Source organism: Paenibacillus sp. JT31N7, assembly GCF_059692095.1.
On record NZ_JCAUAT010000002.1, the window covers coordinates 196743 to 223686 of the forward strand.

19 protein-coding genes, 1 pseudogene and 1 riboswitch are annotated in these 26944 nt (G+C 55.1%); of the genes and pseudogenes, 9 read left to right on the plus strand and 11 right to left on the minus strand.

Annotation, left to right across the window (positions count from 1 at the left end):
* The first annotated feature begins 52 nt into the window (after nucleotides 1-52).
* Entirely contained in the window at nucleotides 53-802 is a 750-nt protein-coding gene (locus AC58P5_RS11150; protein ID WP_497386376.1) for an HAD family hydrolase, read from the plus strand.
* 398 nt (nucleotides 803-1200) lie between these two features.
* On the opposite strand, the gene phoU is transcribed toward AC58P5_RS11150, so the two are convergent.
* The 5 genes from phoU to AC58P5_RS11175 all read right to left on the minus strand — a co-directional run bounded on the left by phoU (nucleotide 1201) and on the right by AC58P5_RS11175 (nucleotide 5556).
* Complete coding sequence (gene phoU / locus AC58P5_RS11155) at nucleotides 1201-1860, minus strand: phosphate signaling complex protein PhoU (protein WP_009671365.1); 660 nt, start codon at nucleotides 1858-1860, stop codon at nucleotides 1201-1203.
* 16 nt (nucleotides 1861-1876) lie between these two features.
* The gene (pstB, locus tag AC58P5_RS11160; protein ID WP_497387561.1) at nucleotides 1877-2644 is read right to left on the minus strand and encodes a phosphate ABC transporter ATP-binding protein PstB; all 768 of its coding nucleotides are present in this window, start codon (nucleotides 2642-2644) and stop codon (nucleotides 1877-1879) included.
* 17 nt (nucleotides 2645-2661) lie between these two features.
* Complete coding sequence (gene pstA / locus AC58P5_RS11165; RefSeq protein ID WP_497386378.1) at nucleotides 2662-3519, minus strand: phosphate ABC transporter permease PstA; 858 nt, start codon at nucleotides 3517-3519, stop codon at nucleotides 2662-2664.
* Entirely contained in the window at nucleotides 3516-4466 is a 951-nt protein-coding gene (gene pstC / locus AC58P5_RS11170) for a phosphate ABC transporter permease subunit PstC (RefSeq protein ID WP_497386380.1), read from the minus strand. The genes pstA and pstC overlap by 4 nt, the downstream gene beginning before the upstream one ends.
* Before the next feature lie 193 nt (nucleotides 4467-4659).
* Complete coding sequence (locus AC58P5_RS11175) at nucleotides 4660-5556, minus strand: phosphate ABC transporter substrate-binding protein (protein ID WP_497386382.1); 897 nt, start codon at nucleotides 5554-5556, stop codon at nucleotides 4660-4662.
* A 276-nt stretch (nucleotides 5557-5832) separates the two neighbouring features.
* Between AC58P5_RS11175 and AC58P5_RS11180 the strand changes: the two genes are divergently transcribed.
* Both AC58P5_RS11180 and AC58P5_RS11185 read left to right on the plus strand, forming a co-directional pair.
* Nucleotides 5833-7560, plus strand: a complete 1728-nt coding sequence (locus AC58P5_RS11180; RefSeq protein WP_497386384.1) for a methyl-accepting chemotaxis protein — start codon at nucleotides 5833-5835, stop codon at nucleotides 7558-7560.
* 513 nt (nucleotides 7561-8073) lie between these two features.
* On the plus strand, nucleotides 8074-12057 hold the full coding sequence (locus tag AC58P5_RS11185) for a glycosyl hydrolase family 18 protein (protein ID WP_497386386.1): 3984 nt from the start codon (nucleotides 8074-8076) through the stop codon (nucleotides 12055-12057).
* A gap of 82 nt (nucleotides 12058-12139) precedes the next feature.
* On the opposite strand, the gene AC58P5_RS11190 is transcribed toward AC58P5_RS11185, so the two are convergent.
* From AC58P5_RS11190 to AC58P5_RS11200, 3 genes and pseudogenes are all read right to left on the minus strand, one after another.
* Nucleotides 12140-13468, minus strand: a complete 1329-nt coding sequence (locus tag AC58P5_RS11190) for an ABC transporter substrate-binding protein (protein WP_497386388.1) — start codon at nucleotides 13466-13468, stop codon at nucleotides 12140-12142.
* 24 nt (nucleotides 13469-13492) lie between these two features.
* Nucleotides 13493-16180, minus strand: a complete 2688-nt coding sequence (locus AC58P5_RS11195) for an EAL domain-containing protein (protein WP_497386390.1) — start codon at nucleotides 16178-16180, stop codon at nucleotides 13493-13495.
* 129 nt (nucleotides 16181-16309) lie between these two features.
* Nucleotides 16310-16391, minus strand: a riboswitch (cyclic di-GMP riboswitch).
* Nucleotides 16392-16537: 146 nt separating this feature from the next.
* Nucleotides 16538-17149, minus strand: a pseudogene (locus AC58P5_RS11200) (FGGY-family carbohydrate kinase); the annotation flags it as partial.
* A gap of 278 nt (nucleotides 17150-17427) precedes the next feature.
* Between AC58P5_RS11200 and AC58P5_RS11205 the strand changes: the two are divergent.
* From AC58P5_RS11205 to AC58P5_RS11230, 6 genes are all read left to right on the plus strand, one after another.
* Nucleotides 17428-19056 (plus strand): catalase, encoded by a 1629-nt coding sequence (locus AC58P5_RS11205; protein WP_497386392.1) that lies wholly within the window; start codon nucleotides 17428-17430, stop codon nucleotides 19054-19056.
* A 475-nt stretch (nucleotides 19057-19531) separates the two neighbouring features.
* On the plus strand, nucleotides 19532-20431 hold the full coding sequence (gene trhO, locus AC58P5_RS11210; RefSeq protein ID WP_497386394.1) for an oxygen-dependent tRNA uridine(34) hydroxylase TrhO: 900 nt from the start codon (nucleotides 19532-19534) through the stop codon (nucleotides 20429-20431).
* Between the two features lie 172 nt (nucleotides 20432-20603).
* Nucleotides 20604-21527 carry a Gfo/Idh/MocA family protein gene (locus AC58P5_RS11215; protein WP_497386396.1) on the plus strand — a complete coding sequence of 308 codons (924 nt, stop codon included), beginning with the start codon at nucleotides 20604-20606 and terminating at the stop codon, nucleotides 21525-21527.
* Nucleotides 21528-21746: 219 nt separating this feature from the next.
* Entirely contained in the window at nucleotides 21747-22292 is a 546-nt protein-coding gene (locus AC58P5_RS11220; protein WP_497386398.1) for a GNAT family N-acetyltransferase, read from the plus strand.
* Nucleotides 22293-22424: 132 nt separating this feature from the next.
* Nucleotides 22425-23432, plus strand: coding sequence for a TIR domain-containing protein (locus AC58P5_RS11225; protein ID WP_497386400.1), 1008 nt, complete (start codon nucleotides 22425-22427; stop codon nucleotides 23430-23432).
* Between the two features lies 1 nt (nucleotide 23433).
* On the plus strand, nucleotides 23434-23634 hold the full coding sequence (locus AC58P5_RS11230; protein ID WP_497386402.1) for a hypothetical protein: 201 nt from the start codon (nucleotides 23434-23436) through the stop codon (nucleotides 23632-23634).
* A 261-nt stretch (nucleotides 23635-23895) separates the two neighbouring features.
* On the opposite strand, the gene AC58P5_RS11235 is transcribed toward AC58P5_RS11230, so the two are convergent.
* The 3 genes from AC58P5_RS11235 to AC58P5_RS11245 all read right to left on the minus strand — a co-directional run bounded on the left by AC58P5_RS11235 (nucleotide 23896) and on the right by AC58P5_RS11245 (nucleotide 26918).
* Nucleotides 23896-24426 (minus strand): DinB family protein, encoded by a 531-nt coding sequence (locus AC58P5_RS11235; protein WP_497386404.1) that lies wholly within the window; start codon nucleotides 24424-24426, stop codon nucleotides 23896-23898.
* Between the two features lie 316 nt (nucleotides 24427-24742).
* Nucleotides 24743-25405, minus strand: coding sequence for a class II aldolase/adducin family protein (locus AC58P5_RS11240; RefSeq protein ID WP_497386406.1), 663 nt, complete (start codon nucleotides 25403-25405; stop codon nucleotides 24743-24745).
* Nucleotides 25398-26918, minus strand: coding sequence for a rhamnulokinase (locus tag AC58P5_RS11245; RefSeq protein WP_497386408.1), 1521 nt, complete (start codon nucleotides 26916-26918; stop codon nucleotides 25398-25400). The genes AC58P5_RS11240 and AC58P5_RS11245 overlap by 8 nt, the downstream gene beginning before the upstream one ends.
* Nucleotides 26919-26944 lie beyond the last annotated feature (26 nt).

Sequence of the window (26944 nt, forward strand, 5' to 3'; positions counted from 1 at the left end):
CGCGTCCGGTGTTTTCAGCTGGATTTCGTCCGGCGAGGGAAGGAGGACCGAGATGAGTCCCTTTTTTTTTCCGGCTCCCAAGAAAATGATTTTTTTCGATATGAACAATACATTGGTCGACCGCAGGCAGTGCTTCGATTCGGCATTCACGGAGGTACTGGGAGACTTCACCGGAAGATGGGCACAGGAAGACGGGGCGGCTTCACCCGAAGCTGCGCTTCAGATTTATAAGCAGGAGTGGCAAAAACTGCGGAAGCTGCGCCCCCGGGGCCACCGTCCCAGCGAAGAAATGCGGATAGCCTGCCTGGAAAAGGCGCTGGACGCTTTTCCCCTATCGGTGAACGAAACGTTTGCCAAAGGCTTTTTCGAGCAAATTGAAGAAACGGAAGGAAATTACGTCCGGCTTTTTCCGGGCGTCGAAGAAACGCTGTCGTCTCTGGGCGAGCGCTACAAGCTGGCGGTCATCAGCAACGGCAGCCGCAAAAGGCTCGAGAGGGACATCGGTCGGCTGCGGCTGTCCTCCTTTTTCCCCGAGAAACTGCTCTTCAGCTCCTCGAAAGACGGGCCGCGCAAGCCGCATCCGGGTTTGTACCGGACCGCCCTGAAAGAAACCGGCATAGCCCCGGGCCAGGGCGTCATGGTCGGCAACTCGTGGAAAAACGACATCATCGGCTCCACCCGTTGCGGTCTGGATGCCGTCTGGATTTATCCGCCCCATGTGAAAAAGATTTCCCAGCGGAAAGTCGGCCGCCAGAAGGTGATTATCGTGCGGTCCGTTAAGCAGCTGGTGCATGTGCTCTAGCCGCGGCTTAATTATGCGCCGCCCCTAACTCCAAACAGATCCTTCTCATACTAGTACGCGCACAGCCGCCCCCATGGGCGGTTTTTGTCGGCACTGCAAGGGCGGATTTTGGCGTACACGTCCGGTCAGGGGAATATACTTGCGGTTTAGGATCTTTAATGTTGGTCTTGTCTCCTGCTCCTGCTCTTGATCTTGCGTTTCTTCGCCTGTTCGTCTGCATCCTCACAAAGAAACAGCCTGCCGGGAAGTATCCCGACAAGCTGTTTCTGGTCACGCTTCTTTGTAACGCAGGCTGACTGCGGCAATTTTCCTTCGCCGTCCGCTATCCTTACATTTTAACGTGCCGAGCCGGGTCCTCCAGTACGTACAGTCCGGCATCAGACGGCTTTTCAGCCGTCTTACACGTTCAAGTCTTTCCTTTTGCCCGTGACCATGTAAATCACGCTTTCGCCGATGTTGGTCACATGGTCGGCTACCCGCTCCAGATAATGAGCGACCATGATCAGGTGCGTCAGCTGGCGGTTACGGGTAAAATCCGCATTCATCATCCCGATGACGTCGGTCATGATGCGGCTGAAGATTTTGTCCACCTGATCGTCCTTCTCCGCCAGCGAAGCGGCCATATGAACGTTGCGGTTCATATAGGCGACCAGGCTTTCGCGGAGCATCTCTTTGGAGATTTCGGCCATTTGGGGAATGTCGATCAATTCCTTGGCCAGCGTCTCGCCGGACAGGCGGATCGTAATCTTCGCGATATCTACGGCATGGTCGGCGATTCTCTCCAGATCCGTCGCTATGCTGAGAGCCGTGCCGATAATCCGCAAATCGCCCGCCATGGGCTGCTGCAGCGCGATCAGTTTCAGGCACATTTCTTCGATGCGAAGCGTCAATTCGTCCACCGCGTCGTCGTCCTCGACCGTGCGCCGCGCGAGATCCGTATCGAGCCGGGTCAGCGCTTCTACAGCCTGATGAATGGAATTTTCGACCATGGAGCCTAAATCGAGCAGTTCGTTCTGCAGATCGTCAATCGAATGTTGAAAATTAAGGCGATTATTCATTGAAGCCCCCTTAGAGTTAACCGAAACGGCCGGTGATGTAATCTTCGGTGCGCTGATCGTTCGGATTAGTGAAAATCTTGTCGGTCTGATCGGTCTCAACGAGAATCCCGTTGAGGAAGAAAGACGTGCGGTCGGAGATACGCGCGGCCTGCTGCATGTTGTGCGTCACGATAATGATCGTATAGCGCTCCTTCAGCGTCTGCGTGAGCTCCTCCACCTTCAAGGTGGAGATCGGATCGAGCGCAGAGGTCGGTTCGTCCATCAGCAGCACTTCCGGCTCGACCGCCAGCAGGCGGGCGATGCACAGCCGCTGCTGCTGACCGCCGGACAGGCCGAGAGCCGACTTGTTCAGGCGGTCCTTCACTTCCTCCCAGAGAGCGGACTGTCTTAGGCTGCGTTCTACGATTTCGTCGAGAACGGCGCGTTTTTTCTGACCGTGAATGCGCGGTCCGTAAGCAATGTTATCGTAGATGCTCATCGGGAACGGATTCGGACGCTGGAAAACCATGCCCACACGCTTGCGCAGAGACACGATGTCGCTCTCCGCGGAGTAAATATCTTGTCCGTCCACCTTAATGGACCCGTTAATTCTTACGCTGTCGATGAGATCGTTCATCCGGTTGAGCGTGCGCAGAAAGGTCGATTTCCCGCAGCCGGAAGGCCCGATCAGGGCGGATACGGTATTCGGCGCGATGTCCAGATCAATGCTGTGAAGGGCTTGGTTGTCCCCGTAAAAAAGATCCAGCCCGTTTACTTTTATTTTTGTATCGGTCGCAATAGTCATGGCAGGAGCTGTCAAGGTTATTTCCCTCCCGTAAGTCTTTTTTGGATGATTCGGCTAGGAATGCCGATAAGCAGGTTGAAGATCAGAACGACTACAAGAAGGAGCGCCGCGCTGCCTTCCGCGATTTTTTTCGCATCCGGCACGATGGCTTCCGCCTGGATGTACCATAAATGCGTGGAGAGCGTTTCGCCCATCGTCAGCGGATTGAAATCCGGGAAATGCCGGGAAACGGATAGGCCCGACGTATAAATCAGGATGGCCGATTCACCGAGTGCGCGCCCGGCTACGAGCGTAATGCCCGTGATCAGGCTTGGCAGTGCGGAAGGAATCAGCACTTTGCGGATAGCCTGCCATTTGGTCGAACCGAGTGCAAGACTCGCTTCCCAATACGATTCGGGAACGGTTCGGATCGATTCCTCCGTTACCCGGACAAGAACCGGCAGATTCAGAAGCGCCAAGGCGAGGGAACCGCTCAGAATCGAAATTTTAAAATTCATCAAGTCCACGAAGAGGAGAAATCCGAACAAACCGAATACGATGGATGGCACGGAAGACAGCGTCTCGACGGACATGCGGACAATTTCGGTAAAACGAGACTTTTTGGCATATACCGCCAGGTAAATCCCTGCTCCCAACCCGATCGGCAACGAGAACAGCAGAGAAAGAAACAAAATATAGAACGAGTTGAAGAGCTGCGGTCCGACGCCGCCGCCGGCCACGATATCCTCCGGCTTGCCCGTGACGAAATCCCAGGTAAGATGCGGCAGTCCCGCACCGAGAATCCGGATCAGGAACCAGGCGAGAATCAACAGGATAAAGATGCCGGCCGTCCAGAAGAACAGCGTGGCGATCCGGTCAGTCGTTTTACTGTTCATTTCACTTCACTCCTTCTCGATACGACACGGATGATGAGAATCAGCAGCAGGGAAGTGATCAAGAGAACAAAGGCCATCAAATAAAGCGCGTTGTTCCAGGTCGATCCGTAGTTCGTGTTCCCCATGTCCTTGACGATTGCCGTCGTCAGAACCGTGGTCGAGTCAATCAGCGATTTGGGCATCTGCGGCGAGTTCCCGATGACCATGAATACCGCCATCGTCTCTCCGATGGCACGCCCGATTCCAAGCACCACGCCGGTCAAAATTCCCGGCCGGGCCGCTGGAAGCAGCACGCGCCAAATCGTCTGCCAGCGGGTGGCTCCGAGCGCCAGCGACGCTTCTTCCAGCCTTGGAGGCAGTGCGCGGATCGCGTCCTCCGAGATGGACAGGATGGTCGGCAGAATCATAATCGCGAGGATGATCCCTGCCGGTAAAATACCGTATCCTGTCCCGTTCACCACTTTTCCGATAAAAGGAACAATGACCGTAAGGCCGATCAGGCCGTATACGACCGACGGAATGCCCACGAACAGGTCCGTTGCCGGACGCATGATCTCTCTCACCCATTTCGGTGCGATCTTAGCCATGAAGACGGCTCCCGCTACAGCGAGGGGGACCGCAAGTACAATGGCGAGCATCGTTAACAGAAAAGTACTGAACAGGAACGGAAACGCTCCGTATTTGTCCGCGCTTGGCGTCCAGTCTGTCGAAAAAAAGAATTCAATCGGGCTGACGCCCGAGAAGGTGCGCATGCCTTGTACACCGACAAACAAAATAATCGAAAATATGACAATCGAGACGAGTGCCGCACTGCCGACGAACAGCAGCTTCATCAGACTGTCCTGCCGTTTTTGCAGCTTCATCCAGCGCGTGGGTCCTTTCTGGCTTTGGCGGTTTTGTCGGCTCTGCTCCTTTGTCTTCGTTGTTTGCTGAGCGTAAGTGTTCACAAACGGGAAGCCCCCTTCAATCGGAATGCGTGCATAGTCGGTAAGTACAAAGTACTAAATGATTCTTCTTAATCATAGGCCCTGTTTGTAAATACAAAATTAATCAATTGTAAAGCCCGTGTAAATTTTGCGGCAAAAAAAAAGATGCCCCGAAGTTGATAAGCTTCAGGACATCCCATGAGGTCGATAGATCTTATTTTTTCAGAAGGTCAGCCGGAAGGAACTTCAGTTCCTCAACTTTTTTCGTTTGGAACTCAGGGCTCATGATGTAGTCAAGAAAAGCTTTGGTCGCGCCGGTAGGCTCGCCTTTCGTATACATGCGCTCGGTTCCGAACAGCTTGTAGCTGCCGTCTTTGATCGTTTCTTTGGCGAAAGCGACGTTGTCGAATTTCAGAGCTTTAACGGTGTTGTCCAGGTACGGCGTATCAATGTAACCGACGGAGCCGGATTGGCTGCCTACGGCCGTTTTAACGGCACCCGTGCTTTCTTGAACGACGCCGTCTTTAGTAAAGTCTTTGCCGTCAAGGACGATTTGCTGGACTAGCTTACGGGAACCGGAAGAGTCCGGACGGTGAACGACGTTAATCGGAGCGTCTTTGCCGCCTACTTCTTTCCAGTTTTTGATTTTACCCATGAAAATATCGGCGGCCTGCTGCTTCGTCAAGCCCTCGATACCTACGTCGGGATTTACGATCAGTGCGAACGGAGCGATCGCAACCACGTGTTCTTTCAGGTTCTTGTCTTTGTATTCATCGCCCGCGGCAACGTCGGAGTTTCCGATATTCGAAATGCCGTCCGCTACGTCTTTGAGGCCTTTGCCGGAGCCGCCGGCTGTCGGGTTGATCGTAACTTTCGGATTCTTTTCCATGAACAGCTTCGCCGCTTCTTTCACGAGCGGGAGAAGAGCGCTGGAGCCGGAAGCCGTAACCGTTCCGGAAATTTCTTGAGTCGTTGGTGTTTCGGAAGGCTTGTTCGATGATGCTGCGCCGCCTGCGTTTGTGTCTGTCTTTCCGCAGCCAGCCAAAACCCCCAGAGTAAGCACTGCAGCTAGCGAGATGGATAACCCTTTTTTCGACATGAACTTCAACATGTTGTACATGTCCTCCTTTGACGTTTCTATCTTTGTTTTGTGTTTCCTAGGACATCGTAACAAGCGAATGTAAACTGCAAGTCGTCCAAACGTAAATTTCATGTAAAACTTTTTACGGGCTGCCTCGCCCCTCTTAACTTCCTTCGAAATGAGCCTATTTAACTCCCGTTTTACAAAATCCGTCACGTTCTCTAATACTGAAGACTTATAGTTAAAGCGACTATAGACCTATATAAAGGTTGATTTCCAAACAAAGAGACCTATCGGAGGGTGAACATGGGGAATTTCTTCTATTTAAGTACAATGAAACGCAAATTGATCGCCAGCTTCGGGGTTCTGATTGTGCTGTTTGTGGCCATGGCCTTTTTCCTCGTTCATCAAATCAGTAAAATCAACACGCAAATCGCGCTGCAAAACGAGCGGGTCGCCATGAAAACGACCGCGCTGGAGCTGAAAGAAACGGTTCAGGAACTCAGTATTATCGCTTCCGGCCTGGAGCTTTCCAAAGATCCTTCCTATATAGAAAGATACGAGCAGAAGAGAACGGTGTATAACCGTCTGCTCGACGTAATCAAGGATACCGCCCGGACCGAAGAGGAAAAAGCGTGGCGCGGGGGGCTTATCGTCGCTTCAACGGATTACATCAATAATTTCGACGCGGCCGCCAAACTCGTTCAGGAAAAGAAAGTCAGCCCCAAAGAGATGGAGCTGAGCATGCTTCATTACTACGGCGAAGGGCAGACGCTGCGCGAAACGATTTTCAAGCTGGTCGACAAGTTTTATGTCACCTTCTCGGCCGATGCGCAGGCAGCTGTCGACGACTCCCAGAAAGTCATCGCGCAGACCGTGACCGTCGCCGTCGCAGCGGCCGTCTTCGTCCTTCTCGCTTCCGCGGTTGTCGCGCTCCTGCTGATCCGCTCCTTCCTCATTCCGGTGCGCAAGCTCCAGGAAGCGGTCGCACGCATGGCGTCCGGCGATTTGCGGCATGAAATCGGAAGCCGCGCGCAGGACGAGCTGGGCGAGCTCAGCCGCAGCTTCGACCGGATGACCGCCCAGGTCCGCGGCATGCTCGAGCATACGAGCGGCATCGCGACGGCGCTGGCCGGGCAGTCGGTCACGTTCCGCCGAGTGTCGACCGACACGGCGGCGGCCAACGCGGACATCGTCCAGGCGATGTCCGCCATTGCGCGCGGCGCTTCCGAGCAGGCGGCGGACTCCGAGCACGCGTCCACCTCCGTCGCCGGGCTCGAAAGCGAGACGCGCGAAATCGCCGAGTACGCGGCGGTGATGAGCCAGGCGAGCCGGGAAGCGGCTGAGGTCACCGTGCAGGGTTCCCGCTCCGTGCACTCGCTGGAGGAAGCCAGCGGCGCTACGCGGCGGGTGCTCGGGCAGGTGCAGGAAGCGATGGCGACGCTTGCGGGCGATTCCCGCCGCATCGGAACGATCCTGGACGCGATTACCGAGATCGCGTCCAGGACGCACCTGCTGGCGCTGAACGCCGCCATCGAGGCCGCCGCCGCCGGCTCCAGCGGGCGCGGCTTCGCCGTCATCGCCGCGGAAGTGCGTCAGCTTGCGCAGCAGTCGAGCGACGAAGCCCGCCGTGCCGCGGGTACGATCGCGTCCGTCGAGAGCCGGATGCTCGAGATGCAGGCCCGCGTCACGGACGCGAGGCGCCATGCGGACGCCCAGGAGCTGACCGTCCGCGAATCGCTCGGCTCGTTCGAGGCGATCGAACGAGCGATGGAAGTCGTGACGAATCAGATCCAATTCGTCAACGGCCGCATCGAGCGTTCCCTGCACAGCAGCGCGCAGCTCGTCGGCACCATCCGCCATATAGCGGAAATCGCCGAGCAGACATCCGCGGGCGTGCAGGAGGTCACCTCGGCTTCGACCGAGAACGACGCCTCCATCCGGAGTATCGCCGTGCAGGCCGACGAGATGAATGGTCTCGCGGAAAGCCTGTACCGCGAAATCAACAAATTCAAGATCGCCGAAGCTTCGTAACGCCGGAAAATAACCGCAAGAGCACCCCGTCCTGGTGGTGCTTTTTTTACATACAGAGGCCATTATTGCGCGACTCTTCCGGATTTTTCACGTACCATCGCTCGAACCGGAGGAACTCTCCATATTAATTGACCTATGTTCAGGTTTCGTGTCAGTTTCATGTAAAAAAAAGGCGGAAAATAGAGAAAATTCTCCCTCATCGTCTAATGTTACCCCTTTCGCTTCCCACCATTTTCCTTGATACTGAAGCTAGTTAACCGTTTACATTCCGAGAAGAAGAACCTTGTGCTTTCGCTTTTTTAAAGTCCGGCTGTCCCTTATGTCGAAGACTATCAAGGTCGGCCGTTCAACCTTATCCCCTTCTTCTTATTCTGACGGTTATCTCATAGAGGAGGTGCATACAACCAGGGACTGCAACCCATGCGGAACAATCCGGATGCTGGTAGAGTTCTGTGGACCTTTGTTATTGAAAGCGTTACCATTATCCCCTATTCGAAAAGGAGGCTTTACTTCATGAACCTGAAATCCCGGCAATCTGCCAAAGCCCGGCGTCCCCAATCACCGGCCCGGGTCGCGCTTCGCATTCTGTTGATCGTTACCCTCATCGTGTCTTTGTTCCCGTTCCTGGGCTTGAGCGCGCAGAAAGCTTCGGCGGCGGAATCTTATAAAATTGTAGGCTATTACCCTTCGTGGGCGGCGTACGGCCGCAATTACAACGTAGCCGACATCGATGCCTCGAAGGTTACGCACATCAACTACGCTTTCGCCGACATCTGCTGGAACGGCAAACACGGCAACCCAGACCCGACCGGTCCGAACCCGCAAACGTGGGCCTGTCAAGACGCTGCGGGCGCCAACATTAACGTTCCGAACGGCACGATCGTTCTAGGCGATCCTTGGATCGACACCCAGAAGAGCTTCCCCGGAGATACTTGGGATGAGCCTGTCCGCGGTAACCTGAAACAGCTGATCAAGCTGAAACAGGCTAACCCGAACCTCAAAACGATTATCTCCGTAGGCGGCTGGTCCTGGTCCAACCGTTTCTCCGATGTAGCGGCAAGCGCCGCAACGCGCGAAGTCTTCGCGAACTCCGCGGTCGACTTCATCCGCCAATATCAGTTCGACGGCGTCGACCTTGACTGGGAGTATCCGGTTGGCGGCGGTCTTGCAGGCAACTCCGCTCGTCCGGAAGATAAGCAGAACTACACGCTGCTCCTTCAGAAGATCCGTGAGAAGCTGGATGCCGCAGGCACGGCGGACAACAAGAAATATGTCCTGACCATCGCTTCCGGAGCAGGTCCGACTTACGCGGCCAACACCGAGCTGGGCAACATGGCCAAGTATCTGGACTGGATCAACATCATGACGTACGACTTTAACGGCGGCTGGCAGACGGTCAGCGCTCACAACGCTCCTCTGTATGCCGATCCGGCCGCAATCGCCGCCGGGGTACCGAACGCGGACACGTTCAATGTGGAAAAAGGCGTACAAGGGCACCTGAATGCCGGCGTACCGGCAAGCAAAATCGTCCTCGGCCTCGCCTTCTACGGACGCGGCTGGAGCGGCTGCAAGAACACGGCTAACGGCGAATACCAGCAGTGTGCCGGACTGGCGACTACCGGAACGTGGGAGAAAGGCTCTTACGACTTCTATGATCTGGAAGCCAACTATATCAACAAAAACGGTTACACCCGCTACTGGAATAACACGGCGAAAGTTCCGTTCCTGTACAACGCTTCGAACGGCACGTTTATCTCTTACGACGATGCCGAATCCATCGGATATAAAACAAGCTTCATCAAGTCCAAAGGTCTTGGCGGCGGCATGCTCTGGGAATTCAGCGGCGACCGTAACAAGACGCTTCTGAAGAAAGTCACGACGGACCTGTCGGGTTCCGCACCGGTCGGCGATACGATTGCGCCTTCCGTACCGGCCAACCTGACATCGACGGCTAAAACATCCACAAGCGTTACGCTTTCTTGGAACGCTTCGACGGACAATGTCGGTGTGACCGGCTACACGGTCACTTACGGCAACAAAACGGTGGACGTTGCGGCAACATCCGCGACGATCACGGGTCTGACGCCAAGCACGGCTTACTCCTTCACGGTAAAAGCGAAGGATGCGGCGGGCAACGTATCCGCGGCAAGCACCGCAGTTTCCGTTACTACCGATGCAAGCTCGGGCGGCGGAACGGATACGACGGCACCGACGGCTCCGGCTAATCTGGCCGTAACCGCCAAAACGTCGACCAGCGTAACACTCGGCTGGACGGCTTCCACCGACAACGTAGGCGTAACCGGCTACACCGTATCTTACGGCAGCACGAGCGTCAACGTAACCGGTACGACCGCAACGATCAGCGGCCTTACGGCCGGCACCGCTTATACGTTCAGCGTAAAAGCGAAAGACGCGGCGGGCAACCTCTCCGCAGCGGCAACCGTTTCGGCTACGACGGACAGCGGCTCCGGCGGCTCCGTTTGCGCGGCGGCTTGGGACACAAGCAAGTCGTATACGGGCGGACAACGTGTCTCCTACAATGGCAAAATTTATGAAGCAAAGTGGTGGACGCAGGGCGAACGCCCGGATCTTTCCGGTCAATACGGCGTCTGGAAATATGTCAGTGATTGCGGGGCGGGAGCGGGTTCTCCCGCTTCTGCTTCTTTGGAGAGTGCGGCACTTGCCTCTAATCTGATCGCAGGCGCGGGCGCAGCTTTACCCGCCATCGCTCCGGGCAGCCCCGCCGCAAGCACATCATCGGCCCTGGCTCCGAGCACCAAAGTGCTCGTCGGCTACTGGCACAACTTCGATAACGGTTCCGGTTTCATTCGTCTGCGCGATATCTCCCCCAAGTTTGATGTGATCAACGTTTCCTTCGCCGAACCGGTAGGCGGATCGACGACGGGAACGATCGGATTTACACCTTTCAACTACACAGATGCGGATTTTAAAGCCGATGTCGCTTACCTGCAAAGCCAAGGCAAGAAAGTCATTATTTCCATCGGCGGCGCGAACGGCCAGGTCCAACTGACAACAGCCGGCGCACGCAGCAATTTTGTAAGCTCCATGAAGTCCATCATTTCCAAATACGGCTTTGACGGCCTGGATATCGATTTCGAAGGCCATTCCCTGTTTCTGAATCCGGGAGATGCCGACTTCAAAAATCCGACCACGCCGGTTATTACGAACCTGATTTCCGCTATCCGCGAGCTGCATGATTCGTTCGGCGACAAATTCATGCTGACCATGGCTCCGGAAACGTTTTTCGTCCAATTGGGCTATGCCTTCTACGGCGGTACATGCAGCGGCTGCGATACGCGCGCCGGAGCTTACCTGCCCGTGATTTACGGCGTACGCGATATTTTAGATTGGCTGCAGGTTCAGCTCTATAATTCCGGCCCCATCACGGGACTGGACGACCAGTACCACACGATGGGCGTAGCCGATTTTCACGTGGCTATGACGGATATGCTGCTCACGGGCTTCCCGATCGCCAAAAATCCGAACTCCTTCTTCCCGGCACTCCGTCCGGATCAAGTCGTGGTCGGACTTCCGGCTAACGGCAACGCGGGCGGCGGCTTCACAAGCGTCTCCGAAGTGCATAAAGCGCTGGACTATCTGATGAAAGGCAAAGCTTTCGGCTCCTATACCCTTCGCGGTTCCGTTCAACCGGGACTGAGAGGTCTGATGACCTGGTCCATCAACTGGGATAAATTCAACAACTTCGAGTTCTCCAACAGCCACCGTGCTTATCTGGACAGCTTCGGCCCGGGAACTCCCGTAGATACTCAGGCACCTTCCGTTCCGGGGAATCTCCGTTCTTCCAACGTAACGGCTACGGGCGTAACCCTTACATGGAACGCATCCACGGATAATACCGGCGTGACCGGCTACGAAGTCTATCAGGGATCGGCCAAAATTGCCGATACCGCAAGCACCACTTATAACGTCGGCAATCTCTCGGCAAACACCTCCTACACGTTTACCGTGAAAGCGAAAGACGCGGCCGGCAACGTGTCCGCGGCAAGCACGCCTCTGGCCGTCACAACCGCGAACGGCGGCGGCTCCGGCGACACTACCGCACCTACTGCGCCAACGGCCCTGAAAGTAACGGCAAAATCCTCGAACAGCGTCAGCCTCGGCTGGACCGCTTCGACGGATAATGTAGGCGTAACGGGCTATACCCTCTCATACGGCACCAGCACCGTGAACGTGACAGGTACGACAGCTGTCATCACGGGGCTGACGGCGAACACGGCGTATACGTTCACCGTAAAAGCTAAGGATGCGGCCGGCAATGTATCCGCAGCCGCTTCCATCCAGGCAACCACGGAACCGGCGACTCCCGGAGGTCCTGCCGCATGGGCAGCCGGCGTCAGCTACAAGGTCAATGACGAAGTCACTTACAGCGGCTCGACTTATATTTGCCGGCAGCCGCACACCTCCCTGCAGGGATGGGAGCCTTCCAACGTGCCGGCTCTCTGGACGAAAAAATAATGCCCTCCAGGCAGCCATGGCTGCCTGACCTGAAAGCCAAAACAGCAGCTCCGCCCCGTATTGACGGGCGGGCTGCTGTTTTTTATTTTTTCTTCATAGTATCCAGTAAAATCTGCTTTTCTTTCGCAAGGGACTCTTCGATTTTATCTCTTGCGTCCGCGATAATCTGTTTGGTATCCAGTCTTTTCTCAATGCCGCTTGCGATTTCACTCTCCCAGATCTCCTGGGCTTTGGTATCCAGCGGCGTGGTAGGAAATTCCCTCACCCGGGTCATCAAATCCTCGTGAAGCGCATAGGTTTTCTGACCGCCTAGAAAGGCATTGGCTGCCGCCAGTTCCTTGGCATTGCCACGGGCGGGTAAATACGCCGGAACCGCTCCGCTGAGGCCTTCCTTGCTGTATTCGGTAACGGCGAATTCAATGAATTTCCAGCCCATCTCCTTGTTGGCACCGTCCGAAGGGAGAAGGAAATTGGTACTGTTCTGCCAGCCGTATAAGCCGAAAGGAAGTCTCGTTTCGCGCCATTTGCCGGCCGTCTCGGGCGCCCATTCTTTAATCTGTTCGACTCCCCATGTCCCAAAATACATCATGGCGATCGTTCCGTCCTGGACCCCTTTCCGGCCCAAATCGCCCCATACGTCCAGATGGGCCTCCAAGCCGAAATCGTTGACTTTTTTGGCAATGTCGACCGCTTTGTGAAACGCTTCATTATACCTCATAAAATTCAGCTTGCGGTCGAAAATGCCTTCCGAACGCTCGTAGAGCTGGACCGTTTCGTTCACCCACTGCGTCAAATAAATGTGATGCTCGCGCAGCTTCTTGGCCATATGCAGCCAGTTTGCGGGGTTTTCCATATACTTGGCAAGCTCCTCAGGCTCCGAAGGAAACCCGTACTGCTTCATTATGTCCTCCCGGTAATAGGTAACGGTAGGCGCCGTGGAAAGCGGAAAGGCAATCAGCTCGCTTCCGTCCACCGACATGCCGCTTTCCCAGAGGGAAGGGCTGAAATCGTTGCGGTATTTCCCTGCCTGATAAGGAGGCTTGAGCAGATCCTCCAGCCCTTCGATCGCGGAAAAATTGCCGAAATCGGTGCTGTCGACCATCATGACATCCGGCGGTTTCCCGTCCGCCAGCGCCTGCAGATAGGCTCCCACATATTCGGAGTAAGGAATGACCTTGACGTCTATGCTCAATTCCGGATAGCTTTCTTTGAATTTGGCCGCCATGGGCTCGATTCCGCCGTAATGGGTCCATACCGTCAACCGGTTCGGAACGGCCCTTTGGCCCGTGGAGAGAGCCGGCTTTTCGGCGGGAGCGGATGAAGCGGGAATGAGCGGCTCGGACCGGAAGCAGCCCGCGGTGGTTCCTATAAACAGGAGCAGCAGCAAGAAGATTTTAGTAAGTTTGACCACAACTCGTTTCCTCCCATCGTATAGCTAGTCTGAATGTGCCCCGGCAAAAAGTCCGGCATAATTTCCTCTTTGGAGAAGACGGGAAAATTCCTGGGCCGGCAAAGGTCTGCTGAAATAGTACCCCTGGAGCTCGTCGCACCGGCACTCGGCAAAATATTCCGTTTCCTCGGCCGTTTCGACTCCCTCCGCCACGACAGTCATATTCATGCTGTGAGCCAGCTCGATGATCGCCTTGGCCACGGCGGCTTTTTTGGGCTCCACGCCGATATCCCGGATAAAAGAGCGGTCCAGCTTCACATGTGAAATCGGCAGCCGCTGAAGCTGGTTAAGGGAAGAGTACCCGGTCCCGAAATCGTCGATCGAAATATGGATGCCGCGCTCCCGGATCCGGTTAATGATTCCGATCACCTGTTCGACATTCTCGATAAATACTCCTTCCGTTATTTCCAGAGTCAGATAGCATTCTTCCAGTCCCGATTCTTCCAGCGCGTTCTGAATCATATCCAGCAGATTCGTCCGGGAAAAATGCAGGGCCGAAATGTTCACGGCAACCGGCACTTTGGGAAGCCCCTCATCCTGCCATGCTTTATTCTGACGGCAGGCTTCCTTCAATACCCATTCGTCGATTTTGTAGATGATGCCCGATCTCTCGGCCAGCGGGATAAATTTATCGGGCGAAATGCGCCCCTGCTCGGGATGCTCCCAGCGCACCAGTGCCTCGATTCCGCTGATTGCGCCGGAAGCCGTATCGACCTTCGGCTGATAATGCAGAACGAGCTGATCGTTCGCAAGCGCTTCCTGAATACCGTTGTCGATCATCATTTCTTCGAAAAAACGGATTTTCAGCTCTTCTTCATAGAACTGATAGCTGTTGCTGCACCCTATGGATTTGGCGAAATACATCGCCATATCCGCGTTTTTGACAATGGACTCCATCGTGTCGCCGTCTCGCGGAAACATGCTGATGCCGATGCTGACCGAACTGTACAGGGTCGATTCCATCAGCCGGATGGGTTCTTCGAGGGCCGCAAACATGTTGCGCGCCACGGCTGCCGCTTTGGCGTCATCGGCATCTTCAATGACGATGACGAACTCGTCTCCGCCGATCCGGAACAGTTTGCACGATTCCGCGACGCTGCGGGCAAATCTCTCGCCGATCTCTTTGAGCAGCAGATCGCCGATATCGTGACCCAGCGTATCGTTAATCTGCTTGAACCGGTTTAAATCGGCGAACATGACTGCCACCTGCTTAGGCGCTTGGGACGCCTCCGAAAGCATGCTCTGCAGGTAGGTTGTGAAATACAGCCGGTTGGGAAGCCCCGTGAGGATATCGTAAAAAGCGAGCTGATGAAGCTTTTCCTCCGAAAGACGAAGCTTGTCCGTCTGTTCCTGCAGGCGCTGGTTCATGTTCTGCGCTTGATGGAACATGCTGAGCAGGTTCAGCGACATCTGTCGGAAGTTATAGGTCAGCGAGGTAATCTCCGAGACGCGGCTGCTCGGCCATTCGATTTCTTTCATCTGTTTTAATTTATCCGGCAGGTCCGTTGTGGAGGTCGCCAGTTTGGAAAGCCCTTGGACCAGAACACGGCTTAAATATAGGGCGGTGACGGCTGCTGCGGCTGCGAATAAAAGCAGGTACCAGAGCTGCGACAAGTACTGGGAGAACACACTGATCTGGTAATGGCGGATCGGAATGTCAATGTAGACGTGCAGGGGCATTCTGGCGACGGCATTGTCGTAGATGTAGCTGCCCTCTCTCCACTGATGAGCGGGCAGAGCGGTTCTCTCCCGGGCCGGAAGGACCTGGTAAAAATTATCGTCCAGTCCCACTACATTGTTGCCGCCCTTCCAGTCGTAAACTTGGTTCAGCGTGTAGGATTGACGGTCGGCTGCCAAAACTTTGTTGGACCGGTCCGTAATCACGATCCGGAACAGCTGCTCCGAGGTGTATTTATTCACCAGTTCCTGCAAATAGCCCACTTGTATCCGCCCCTTGAGCCTAATGCCGAGAATATCCGCGGCTCCCCACTGGTTCAGCTCCTGGTTGATGCTGTTGGCCGTGTTTATCGCAAGCTGCCTGGAGTTCTGGATCGACAGCTTCTCGGAATACCAGCTGTTCATGACAGTATAAAGGAGCGACGGAAGCGCGACGGCCATAATCGACAAGTGGAATAGGACCTTGCTGTAGGAGTAGGTTCTTTCCCGCTCTTTAACGAGGCCGAACCAGTGAAAAAGAGGCAGGTATTTCAGCAAAATATCGGCGATAAGCGCATTGAACAGCCCATTCGAGAGCGCAATCAGAAGCATCAGAATCAGCTCGTCCGATACAAATGTGTAGAATCCGTAATAAATAACGATCATCAGCGGAAGCCCGATCAAAAGCCAGTAAATACTGTCCCAGATAAGCAGCTGACCCGGTTTTTTGCGGTTAAGGAGTCCGACCCCGGCAATTTCAAGAAGGCCGACCCATTCGAATGTTGGATGGTGTAGAAAGAAAAAGGAGAAGAGTTGGGTAATGACGCCGGCCAGGAGGCCCAGACGGACGCCGAACAACGATACGGCAAACAGGAGAAAGATGCTGGAAAACGTGAAAGCGATTCCATAGATAAGATGAAGCCTGCTAGTTTCGAAAAGAAGCGCCAAAGCTATACAGAGCAGGTACCCCAGCGTTAACCGGGCTTTGTTTTGTAAAAGGGACTGAATAGTTTTCACACGCTGTCCTCCATTTCTGCCGAAAAGTACGAATGTGAGCACTGCCCCATGTCCGAACTTACTTAATGGATTACGGCAAAAATAAAAGACCGCTTACAAAACAGCAACCTCCACTTCCACTCATCCAACTTCGGTAACCCGGCTGTCTAGCTGCGCTTTAGACCCGTGGCTTTGCGTCCTATGCTTTCGCGATAGTTTGCCTTTATCGAGTTATTCAACTAAAGATTTATTAGTTAATAATTTCGACGCACTAGGTCTTTCTCCTTTTTTTAACAATAAAAAAATAGGGCAAAAGTCGCATTTTTTTTAAATAAACTTAATATTAGCCGAGTATGCGGAAATTAAGCCTTTTAAGGGTCAACATCCTCCTTTCCTTACGGAAGAAGATCCTGCATGTCCTCCGGATGACGTTCCGGGCCTTTTTTCACGGAGCGATTGCTCCTTGACCGCTTTAAGCTCTTTCATCGTCCCGCCCGCGTCCCTCCCGAAAAATCATGAAGCTTCGTATACTCCCGGTACGCTTGTCGTATGCGACCGCATCCGCCGCATCCGGCTTATACGTATTTTCGGATTCCCGGGCCATGCGCGCGCTGCGGCCTCCACGATGATAGCGTATCCGCCTCCGGCGGCTCCTGCCGCAACCACTCCGAACATGGCGGCACCGAGAGCAGGCGTTTGCCCGGAAGCGGCAACTTTGATCTCGCGGTTCGTCACATCCGCATAGATCTGCATCAGCAGACGGTTTTTCTGCGGGAGCCCTCCGCACGCATACAGTTCGTTTACTTCAAGGCCGCTGCTTTGAAAAGTATCCACGATCTTCCGGGTGCCGAGAGCGGTCGCTTCGAGAAGGGCCCGGTAAATCTCTTCCGGCTTGGTAGCCAGCGTGAGTCCGACGAGCAGTCCGGTCAGATTCGTGTCGACGAGCACGGACCGGTTGCCGTTCCACCAGTCGAGCGCCGGCAGTGTGGAAACCGTTGCGGAAAATCCATCGTTTTGGTATCGCTTACATTTTATCTGTAAAAAACGGACGGGCCTCTCCCTCGCAGGCTTGGCTTTCTTTTTATTATATAAGGGATTTCCAAGGATTACCGCATTTTTTTCCCACATGATCTGGAAACTTCACTCCCAGCGTGCCGGTAATTCGGCCGAAGCTTGCCTGTTTCACGCTGACTTTCCGCTTTATGCATAGTTTTAGCCATCTCTGAAAATAATGGAAACAGCTTAACAAGAGCAGGAGGAATGGGATCATGAAAGACGAGATCAACAACGGCACGGCCGTAACGGGAGTCGGCGGGCCTGCCGACCAACGACTCGCCGAAGGCGAGCAGGAAACGACGCTCACCAACCGGCAGGGGCATCCGATCACCGATAATCAGAATATCCGCACCGTCGGAAACCGCGGTCCTTCTACCCTTGAAAATTACCATTTTCTCGAAAAGATTTCCCATTTCGACCGTGAAAAAATTCCCGAGCGCGTTGTTCACGCCCGCGGCGCCGGGGCTCACGGCTATTTTGAAGCCTACGGTAAAGTCGGCGATGAACCGGTCGCCAAGTATACCCGTGCCAAGCTTTTTCAGGAGGCCGGTAAAAAAACGCCGGTTTTCGTCCGTTTCTCGACCGTCGTGCACGGCGTTCATTCGCCCGAAACGCTCCGGGACCCGCGCGGCTTTGCCGTCAAATTTTATACGGAAGACGGGAACTGGGACCTCGTCGGCAACAACCTGAAAATCTTTTTTATCCGCGACCCGCTCAAATTCCCGGACATGGTTCACGCTTTCCGCCCGGACCCGGTTTCGGGTATTCAAAATATGGAGAGAATGTTCGACTTCCTCTCCAACTCTCCGGAAGCGACACATATGGTTACATTCCTGTTCTCGCCTTGGGGAATTCCCGCCAATTACAGGGAAATGCAGGGGTCCGGCGTCAATACGTACAAATGGGTCAATGCGGACGGCGAGGGAGTGCTGATCAAGTACCACTGGGAACCGATCCATAACGGCATCCGCAACCTTACCCAGAACGAAGCGAATGAAATCCAGGGCAAGAACTACAGCCACGCTACCCAGGATCTCTACGAAGCGATCGAACGCGGCGACTACCCCGAATGGGAACTCAGCGTTCAGATTCTGAGCGACGACGAGCACCCGGAGCTGGATTTCGATCCGCTTGATCCGACCAAGCTGTGGGACCACGAGAAGTTCCCGTTCCTCCCGGTCGGCAAAATGGTTCTGAACAAAAATCCGGAGAACTACTTCGCGGAAGTCGAGCAGGCGGCCTTCGGTACAGGCGCCCTCGTAGACGGGCTGGATTTCTCGGACGACAAGCTTCTCCAGGGCCGCACTTTCTCCTACTCGGATACGCAGCGCCACCGGGTCGGGACCAACTACCTGCAGCTGCCGGTCAACGCTCCGAAGAAGCATGTCGCGACGAACCAGCGCGACGGCCAGATGACTTACTTCGTCGACCGGGCGCCCGGACAAAATCCTCACGTCAACTACGAACCTTCTTCGCTCGGTGGACTGCAGGAAGCGCCGTCCCGAGGCCGGGAACACGAGCCGGTTTACAATGCCAAGCTGGTCCGAGAGAAAATCGACCGTCCCAACGATTTCGGACAGGCCGGGGACACGTACCGGAAGTTCGAGCCGTGGGAGAAAGACGAACTGATCTCCAATCTCGTCAACAATCTCAAGATCTGCAAGCCTGCCATCCGCGACAAAATGGTGGACTATTTCACCCGGGCGGATGCGGAATACGGACGCCGCGTAGCGGAGGAGCTGAGCAGGGCAGCTGCCTCGTCCGAGCACATGGGAACCGTCCAAAACCGGGAAGGCGCCGAGAAAGCGGAACAAGCCGGCCGTAAAACGGACGGCTATTAAAAGCGGCTGACGGCCGCACCCCGCAAAAACGGAGAACAGCTTCCCTGTTCTCCGTTGTGTGTTTTGGCGTTTTGGCGGTTTGCGGTTTGCGGTTTGCGGTTTGGCGGTTTGGCGGTTTGGCGGTTTGGCGGTTGGCGGTCTGGCGGTTTGGCGGTTTGGCGGTTTGGCGGTTTGGCGGTTTGGCGGTTTGACATTTGGCGTTTTAGAGTTTTGGCGTTTGGCGTTTTTCCCTATGCCGTTTTTGCCCATTGTACTATAGAAACCCGGATGTCCGCCGCGGCAAAATATCCTATTACTTTCCATATCCTATTAAGGAAGCATAAATGTTTACTAAGTCCGGGATTTCTTCTATAATAGATGCATGAATCCTCAAGTTACTCCTCTATAACGGTAGGAAAGGGCGCTCCCTTTTCTACCGTTGTTGATTGAACGCAGCCTTTTCCATAAAACTTTAGATAGACAGGTGGTACTTACCATGAACGATACGCAGCAGCCTTACCGCATTTTGCTTTACTATAAATTCGTTCCGATCGCAAATCCCGAGGAATTCGCGGCCGAGCACCGGGAATACTGCAAAAGTCTCGGCCTGAAAGGCCGCATTCTGATTGCCGCCGAAGGCATCAACGGGACCGTATCCGGTACGGTCGAGCAGACGGAGCAGTACATGTCGGATATGCACGCCAACCCTCTTTTTGCCGATATGGTATTCAAAATCGATCCGGCCGAAGAGCATGCTTTCAAAAAAATGTTCGTCCGTTACAAACAAGAGCTGGTCACTTTCCGTTACGACGAAGAGCTGGACCCTAACGTGATCGGCGGAAAAAGATTGTCGCCGGCCGAGTTCCACGAGCAGCTTCAAAACGAAGATGTGATCGTCCTCGACGGACGCAGCAACTATGAGTACGATCTAGGCCATTTCCGCAACGCGATCCGTCCGGATGTGGAAGCCTTCCGCGAATTCCCGGAATGGATCCGGGAAAACATGGCCGATCTGAAGGACAAGCCGATCCTTACTTACTGTACGGGCGGTATCCGCTGCGAGAAGCTGACCGGCTTCCTGATCAAGGAAGGCTTCAAAGATGTCGCGCAGCTCGAAGGCGGCATCGTCACTTACGGACAGGACCCGGAAGTGAAAGGAAGACTTTTCGACGGCAAGTGCTACGTCTTCGACGAGCGGATTTCGGTGCCGATCAATCACACCGACGAAGATATGATCGTGGGCAAATGCCATCACTGCGGCAAGCCGGCCGACACGTTCATCAACTGCGCGAACGACTTCTGCCATCTCCAGCACATCTGCTGCCCGGAATGCGAAGAAGAGCACAGCGGCTGCTGCTCGGACAAATGCGAGGAGCTCGTTCTTTCCGCGCGTTAAGCCGCTTCACATGACGGCGCATGCCTGCCTGAAGCGGCCGGGATCGGCCGCCGCCGAGAACCCTCGGACCCTCTCCGATAAGGAGATCGGCCCGGGGGTTTTTCTTTTTTTTGCGGGAAAGAGTTGCGGAGTTCCGCTATAATGGAAGAAGAACATTCGAGGAGGAGACCTTATGCGCATTGGTATTATCGGGCTCGGCGACATCGCCCGCAAAGCTTACCTGCCGGTGATCACCGCAAGAAACGACGTGGAACTTGTCTTCTGTACGCGAAATACCGCTACCTTGGAGCAGCTTGCTGCCACTTACCGGATAAGCGAAACCGTTACGGAGGTCGGCGAGCTGATCAGCCGCGGCATCCAGGCGGCATTCGTCCACTCTTCAACGGAATCCCACGCGGAAATAACGAAGCAGCTTCTGCAGAACGGGGTTCACGTCTATGTGGACAAGCCTATTGCCTATACATACGAGGAGTCCCTGGAGCTTGCTGAGCTTGCCGAAAAAAACGGCCTCATTCTGATGGTCGGCTTCAACCGGCGCTTCGCCCCTCTCTATGTTTCCGTTAAAGAGAAATCATCACCGAACCTGATTCTGATGCAAAAAAACCGCCCCCCCTCTCCCGACTTTGCGCGCCGGTTCATCCTCGACGATTTTATCCATGTCGTCGATACGCTGCGCTATCTTGTGCCGGGAGACGTCCGGGAAGTTAACGTCACGTCCCACCAGAAGGACGGCAAGCTGTACCATGTGATGCTCCAGCTCAGCGGTGACCGATATACGGCCATCGGCATCATGAACCGGGACAGCGGCAGCAGCGAAGAGATCGTGGAAACGATCGGCGGCGGCCGCAAATGGTCGGTGAAAGATCTCAACACCGCTGTAGAGCTGGCGGACGGCGGCGAGCGGCATTACAAATTCAACGATTGGGACCCGGTCCTGCACCGCCGCGGCTTCCATGCCGTCATCGACCATTTTATCCGGACGGTAAAAGAGGGCGGACAGCCTCTGCAGTCAACGCGGGATGCCCTCGAAACCCACCGCATCTGCGAGGAGATCGTCAAGGAGCTTGAAAAACAGGGAGTATCCGCCTGGGGATAAGCGATGTCTAGGCTGACGGCCGGTCATCTGAAAGGCGGTCTTTCAACATGCACGCCTATTTTCTTGCCCGCCGGCCTGAACCGCCCCATTCTTCGTTTGAAAGGGCTCGTTTTCGCTTAAACTAAGAAAGAGTGCTTCACGTTTCCGTGAGGTCCGCTCTTTCTTTTTGTTTTCGTTTCGTTTGACCTTTTGCCCATCCATTCCAGACCGGAGGTACCGATGAAAATCATCACGACTGCCCAGTGGGATGAAAAGCTTTGGCGGGAAGCGGAGCCCTTGTATAACGAGGCTTTTCCGGATCACGGAAGAAAACCTATCCGGATCATCCGTCAGATGTTCGAAAGCAAGCTCTGCTTCCTTCATCTCGGGATCGCGGGAGATACGACCGTCGTTATGGCGATCACGGGAGAGCTCCCTTCGGTGCGGGCGCTTCTCATCGACTATATCGCCGTCCGTCAGGACTGCCGCGGACAGGGTACCGGACGGCGGTTTATAGAAGAACTTAAAAATTGGACCCGCAGGGAATGCGGCCTCAGCGGCATCCTGATCGAAGCGGAGGCAGGCGGCGGAGCCGACCACCGGAGCAGGCGCCGTTTCTGGGAAGCCTGCGGCTTTCATCTGACGGATTACGTTCACGAATACAGTTGGGTACCGGAGCGCTATCAGGCGATGTATGTGAATTTGAGTCCGGAAGGGAAGCTCGTGGACAACGGCCGCCTACTTTTTGAGTCGATCACCGATTTTCATAAAAGGTCTTATCGGTGAAAATAACCGCCGGGAGTCGACATGCGCCCCTTTCTCCTCTATCTCTTCGTCCTACTTCTGCCGCATGGACAAATGAGCCCCCGTGCGCTATTTTTAAAGAAGCAGGCGACTTTTGGAAAAAAAGGAGTACGTATGGACCAACAACGGAAACCGAAAGTGTTTATCGGCTCTTCCAGGGAAGCGATTCCTATCGCGGAAGGCGTGCTGGAAAATCTCTCTCCGGCCGCACAGGTGAACCCCTGGTTTGCCGGTGCTTTCAATCCCGGGCGGTATACCATGGAAGATTTGGATAAACAGGTGCAAAACAACGATTTCGCCCTTTTCATCTTATCGACGGACGACGTCGTTCAAATCCGCGGCAAGCAGTATGCCTCGGCCAGGGACAATACCATTTTCGAAATGGGGCTTTTTATGAGCCGCCTGGGCAGGGAACGCGTCTTTTTTCTTATGCCGGATCATATTCCTGAAAGCGTTAACGAAACGGCCGTGGGCGGGCTGCGGACGCCTTCGGACCTGTTCGGGGTAAATGCCCTTACGTTCGAAATCCGTACCGAACCCGACGAATGGGTTCAGGCGACAGCCGCGGCATGCAGTACCGTCAAAAGAAAAATGCGCGAATTGGGCTGCCTTTCGGAGCAGCCGACGATCTCCCAGCTGGCACGCATTCTGCGCCTTTTTCGTACCCTGTTAAAGGGGGTTCCCTTCAAACCGGAAGAGGAAGATTCCCTTCAGACGCTGAGCGAAGGAACCCGAATCTCTTACACGTGTCCGCCCCATTTTACGGTTAAGGGCGTCACGATTCACCGCGCGGAGCAGGACGAGTGGATCAAGCAGGTCGCGGGCACCTCGAACATCGGTACGATGAACCGGACTTATCCCTTGACGGCCAATGAAAATCTGGGTCCCGGAGACAAGCGGATTCTCGTGGTGGACGCTCATTTGAACAACAGAGTCACGATGAATCTGCACTCTTCCTCCATTGAAAATGAATATTTGATATGTTATCCTTTAGCTAAGAAGTATGTGCTGACCGTGCATATGATCGGCCAGGAAACATTGAGTTCGGAGCAGTTGAATAAGATCGCCGTCCTGAACGGGCAGCTAATCAGTTCGGTAAACGATTTGTTGGGAGGGGAATAAGATGAAACCGGTCAGAAACAGATCGAACAGCGGATTAAAGCGTCGTCGTTCCTCCAAATCTGCTGGCAAACTCTTGGCCCAACGGGACTCATCGGGTCCTATTTATTCCATCGGTCCTTCCGTAGACGGAAAAGAGCAGTCTTTCCAGCTCGTTTTGGAGAAAGAAGCCGTGTACGAAACTCCGGTTTATCTTCAAGGCTAACGCTCATACAGAATGAAATAACCCGCCTCCTTTCACAAGAAAGGGGGCGGGTTTTTGATGTTCGGGTGTAAGGATATCTCGATGTTCGGCTATGGTTGACGGGCAGTATGGAGGTGTGGAGATAGGGAATACGGAATGGAGCTACGGTGAATACGGAGGTATGGAGATAGGGAGTACGGAACGGAGGTACGGCGAATACGGGGGTAAGCATATATGCGGATCGGATTTCCGCTCCCCGCATATCCGGTACTCTTTATTCCGCTAACCGGAATGAGCCTGCCGGATCCGTTTCAGCTGGTGAATATGACCCCACTCGTGAAAAGCGCTGAACTGCAGCCACTGGCAGGCATTAAGTTCCACCCCGAGGGGGTGGCCGGACACCAGACTGTTCGTCTCTCTTGCGGCCAAAAGAGGCAAAAACGCTTTCAGCCTGCCGCGGACCTCCGCAAGCCGCTCCAGCCCGTCCTCAAACGCCACTTTTCCGGTAGGAAATGCGGAAGGCGGAGATTTTTTCGGCGTGCCGAGAAGCCCTTTTTGCTCGAACAGCGCCGTGATGTCCACCAGCTTCCGTTCCTCCGGCTCGGATGGCCGGACAGCTTCATCGCTCAGCAGCCGCCCGATTTCCGCGATGACCTGATCCTCCACAATGCTCAGGTGCTCGACGATCCCCACTGGATTCCAGCCGCCCTCGTACTCGGTCAGATGCCGTTCTTCAGGCCCGAAAGCGTCCAGCGCCGCCAGAAGCTCCCGCCTTTTTTTATCCAGAAAGGGTTCCAGTTCGGAAAAAATCATACGTCCCGCCTCCTTGTTTAAAAGCGTCCTTCTCCCTCCATCATAGCGCGTTCCGGCGTTTTCTTCATCCTGAATGATTAGATGTCTTTCAAAATTCCCGGTTCGCTTGAAGCAGCAGTCTTTTCACGGGATGCTTACCCTTCAATGCAAAGAAAGAGACACCGAAAAGCGCAGCCCCGAAGGACTGCGCTTGTAGAAGCACGCCGGTAACGATTAACGGAAACGTGGTTCCTGCGCTTTATGTCTCTGAACCGCCGAACTTGAGCATGCAACCGGGCCACCCGGCCAACCGCCGGACAGCGGCCTACTTCCAAAGTTACTCCTTCATATTTTGAAGCAGTTGAACCCGGTAAGCTTCGCTCTCCAGCCCCTGAATCTCTTTATATTCCTCTTCCGTCAGCCTTCTGGGCTCCCCGACCGATTTGGCGATCATATAAATTTTCGCGCTCTCTTCCATCACTTCGGTCCGGTAGTACGCTTCCCTGAGGTTTTTGCCCGTGGTCACCAGACCGTGATTTTTAAGCAGCATAGAGCTGTAACGGTCTGCCTTCTCCGCCACAAGATGAGCGAGTTTGTCCGTCGTCGGCACCACATAAGGGATAAACGCGACATCTCCTACGAGGGCCGCCTGATCCGGAAAAAGCATGGGCAGCTCGTCGTCCACGAGCGTCAGGGCAATGCAGTAGGCGGGGTGCGTATGCACGATAGCCTGGAGCAGGGGATTCACCCGGTAGCAGAACAGATGCATCAGCACTTCGGATGAAGGCCGGAAAGCGGTATCCCCGATTTCACCGGTAGGAATGTGGACCGGCACCCACTGATGCGGCTCGATATCTTCCAGCGCAAATCCGCTGGGCGACAGGTACATGAACTCCCCCGACCTTGCGCTGATATTGCCTCCGGGTCCGACCACAAGACCTTTCGCTACGCTTTTCACGGCGTATTTCGTCAATTCTTCTCTTATTTTCCGTTCAGTCATTTCCGTTGACGCTCCTCTCGGAATGATGGGCGTTAATCTTCCTGTAGCGCGCATAAGCTTCCTGCCAACGGCCGGTGTCCTCGGGAGAATACAAATCCGGCGGGAACGAGGCCAGCACGATCTGCCGCATTTCGTCCCGGGTATGAAGCTCGCCGTGGGCTTTCGCCTGCATAAGCAGGCTGCCGACGGCGGTCGCTTCGACCGGTCCCGCGATAACGCACCGGCCGGTGATGTTCGCCGTCAGCTGGCAGAGCAGCCGGTTGCGGATGCCTCCGCCGACCATATGGACGGCGTCCAGCCTCCGGCCCAGCAGCTCCTCGATTTCGTGGAGGGTCTGGCTGAATTTCATCGCCAGGCTTTCCACGATGCAGCGGATCATCTGCGTCTTCGTCTGCGGAACGGGCTGGCCGGTCTGCGCACAACGGCTGCGGATGCGCTCCGGCATGTTGCCGGGCGCCAGGAAGACGGGGTCTTCCGGATCGACGTAGGCAGCAGCCGCTTCTTCTCCCGCCGCCATCACCTGCATGTCCCCGAAGGTGAGCGCTTCGCCTTCCAGCTCCCAGTACCGGCGGCATTCCTGCAAAAGCCACAGGCCCATGATGTTCTTCTGCAGCCGGATGCGACCGTCCGCTCCGCCTTCATTCGTGAAGGCGAGCTTTCGGCTCTGTTCGGTGATGACAGGCTGCTCCGTCTCCACCCCCATCAGCGACCAGGTGCCGCAGCTGATAAACGCATAGCTGCCGCCGGTTTGCGCGGGGATGGAGACTACGGCCGAGGCCGTGTCATGGGAAGCTGCCGCCACGACCGGAAAGCTGCGCATCTGCAGCTCTTCGGCCAATGCGGAGCGCAGGCTGCCGCCGGCGGTTCCCGGCATCACGACGGAAGGGAACATTGCCCGCGGATGCGGAAGCAGGGCAAGCACTTCTTCATCCCAGCCGCGCCGCTGCGGATCGAGCAGGCCGGACGTGCTCGCGATGGTATATTCCGCCGAAATTTCTCCGGACAGATAGTAGCGGAATAAGTCGGGCATAAACAGCATCCGCACATCCTCGCCGGCCAGGGAGGCCGCCTCCCCTTCCGCCTCCAGCTGAAACAGCGTGTTGATGGATTGGGTCTGGATGCCTGTGCGCCGGTACAGTTCTTTGTCCGGTATCCGGTCCAGTACCCGCCGCATCGCGGGCTCGTTCCGTGAATCCCGGTAGTGGTAAGGATTCCCGAGCAGCCTGCCCCTGCCGTCCACAAGTCCGTAATCGACGCCCCACGTGTCTACCGCAAGCGAAGCGGGAGCCTCCGCCGAAACCGTTTTATAAGCCCGGATGCCCTGCATCATCTCGTGAAACAGCCGCAGAAAATCCCAGTGAAGACTGCCGCCCAGCCTGACGGGATCGTTGGAAAAGCGGTGGATTTCCTCGACGGCCAGCCGTGACCCGTTGTAAGTACCGAGCACCGTTCTTCCGCTGCTCGCCCCGAAATCCACAGCCAGCATGTGAAGGCCGTTCTTTTCTACTCCCATGAAAAGTCCCCCTCCCTGTCCGGCTT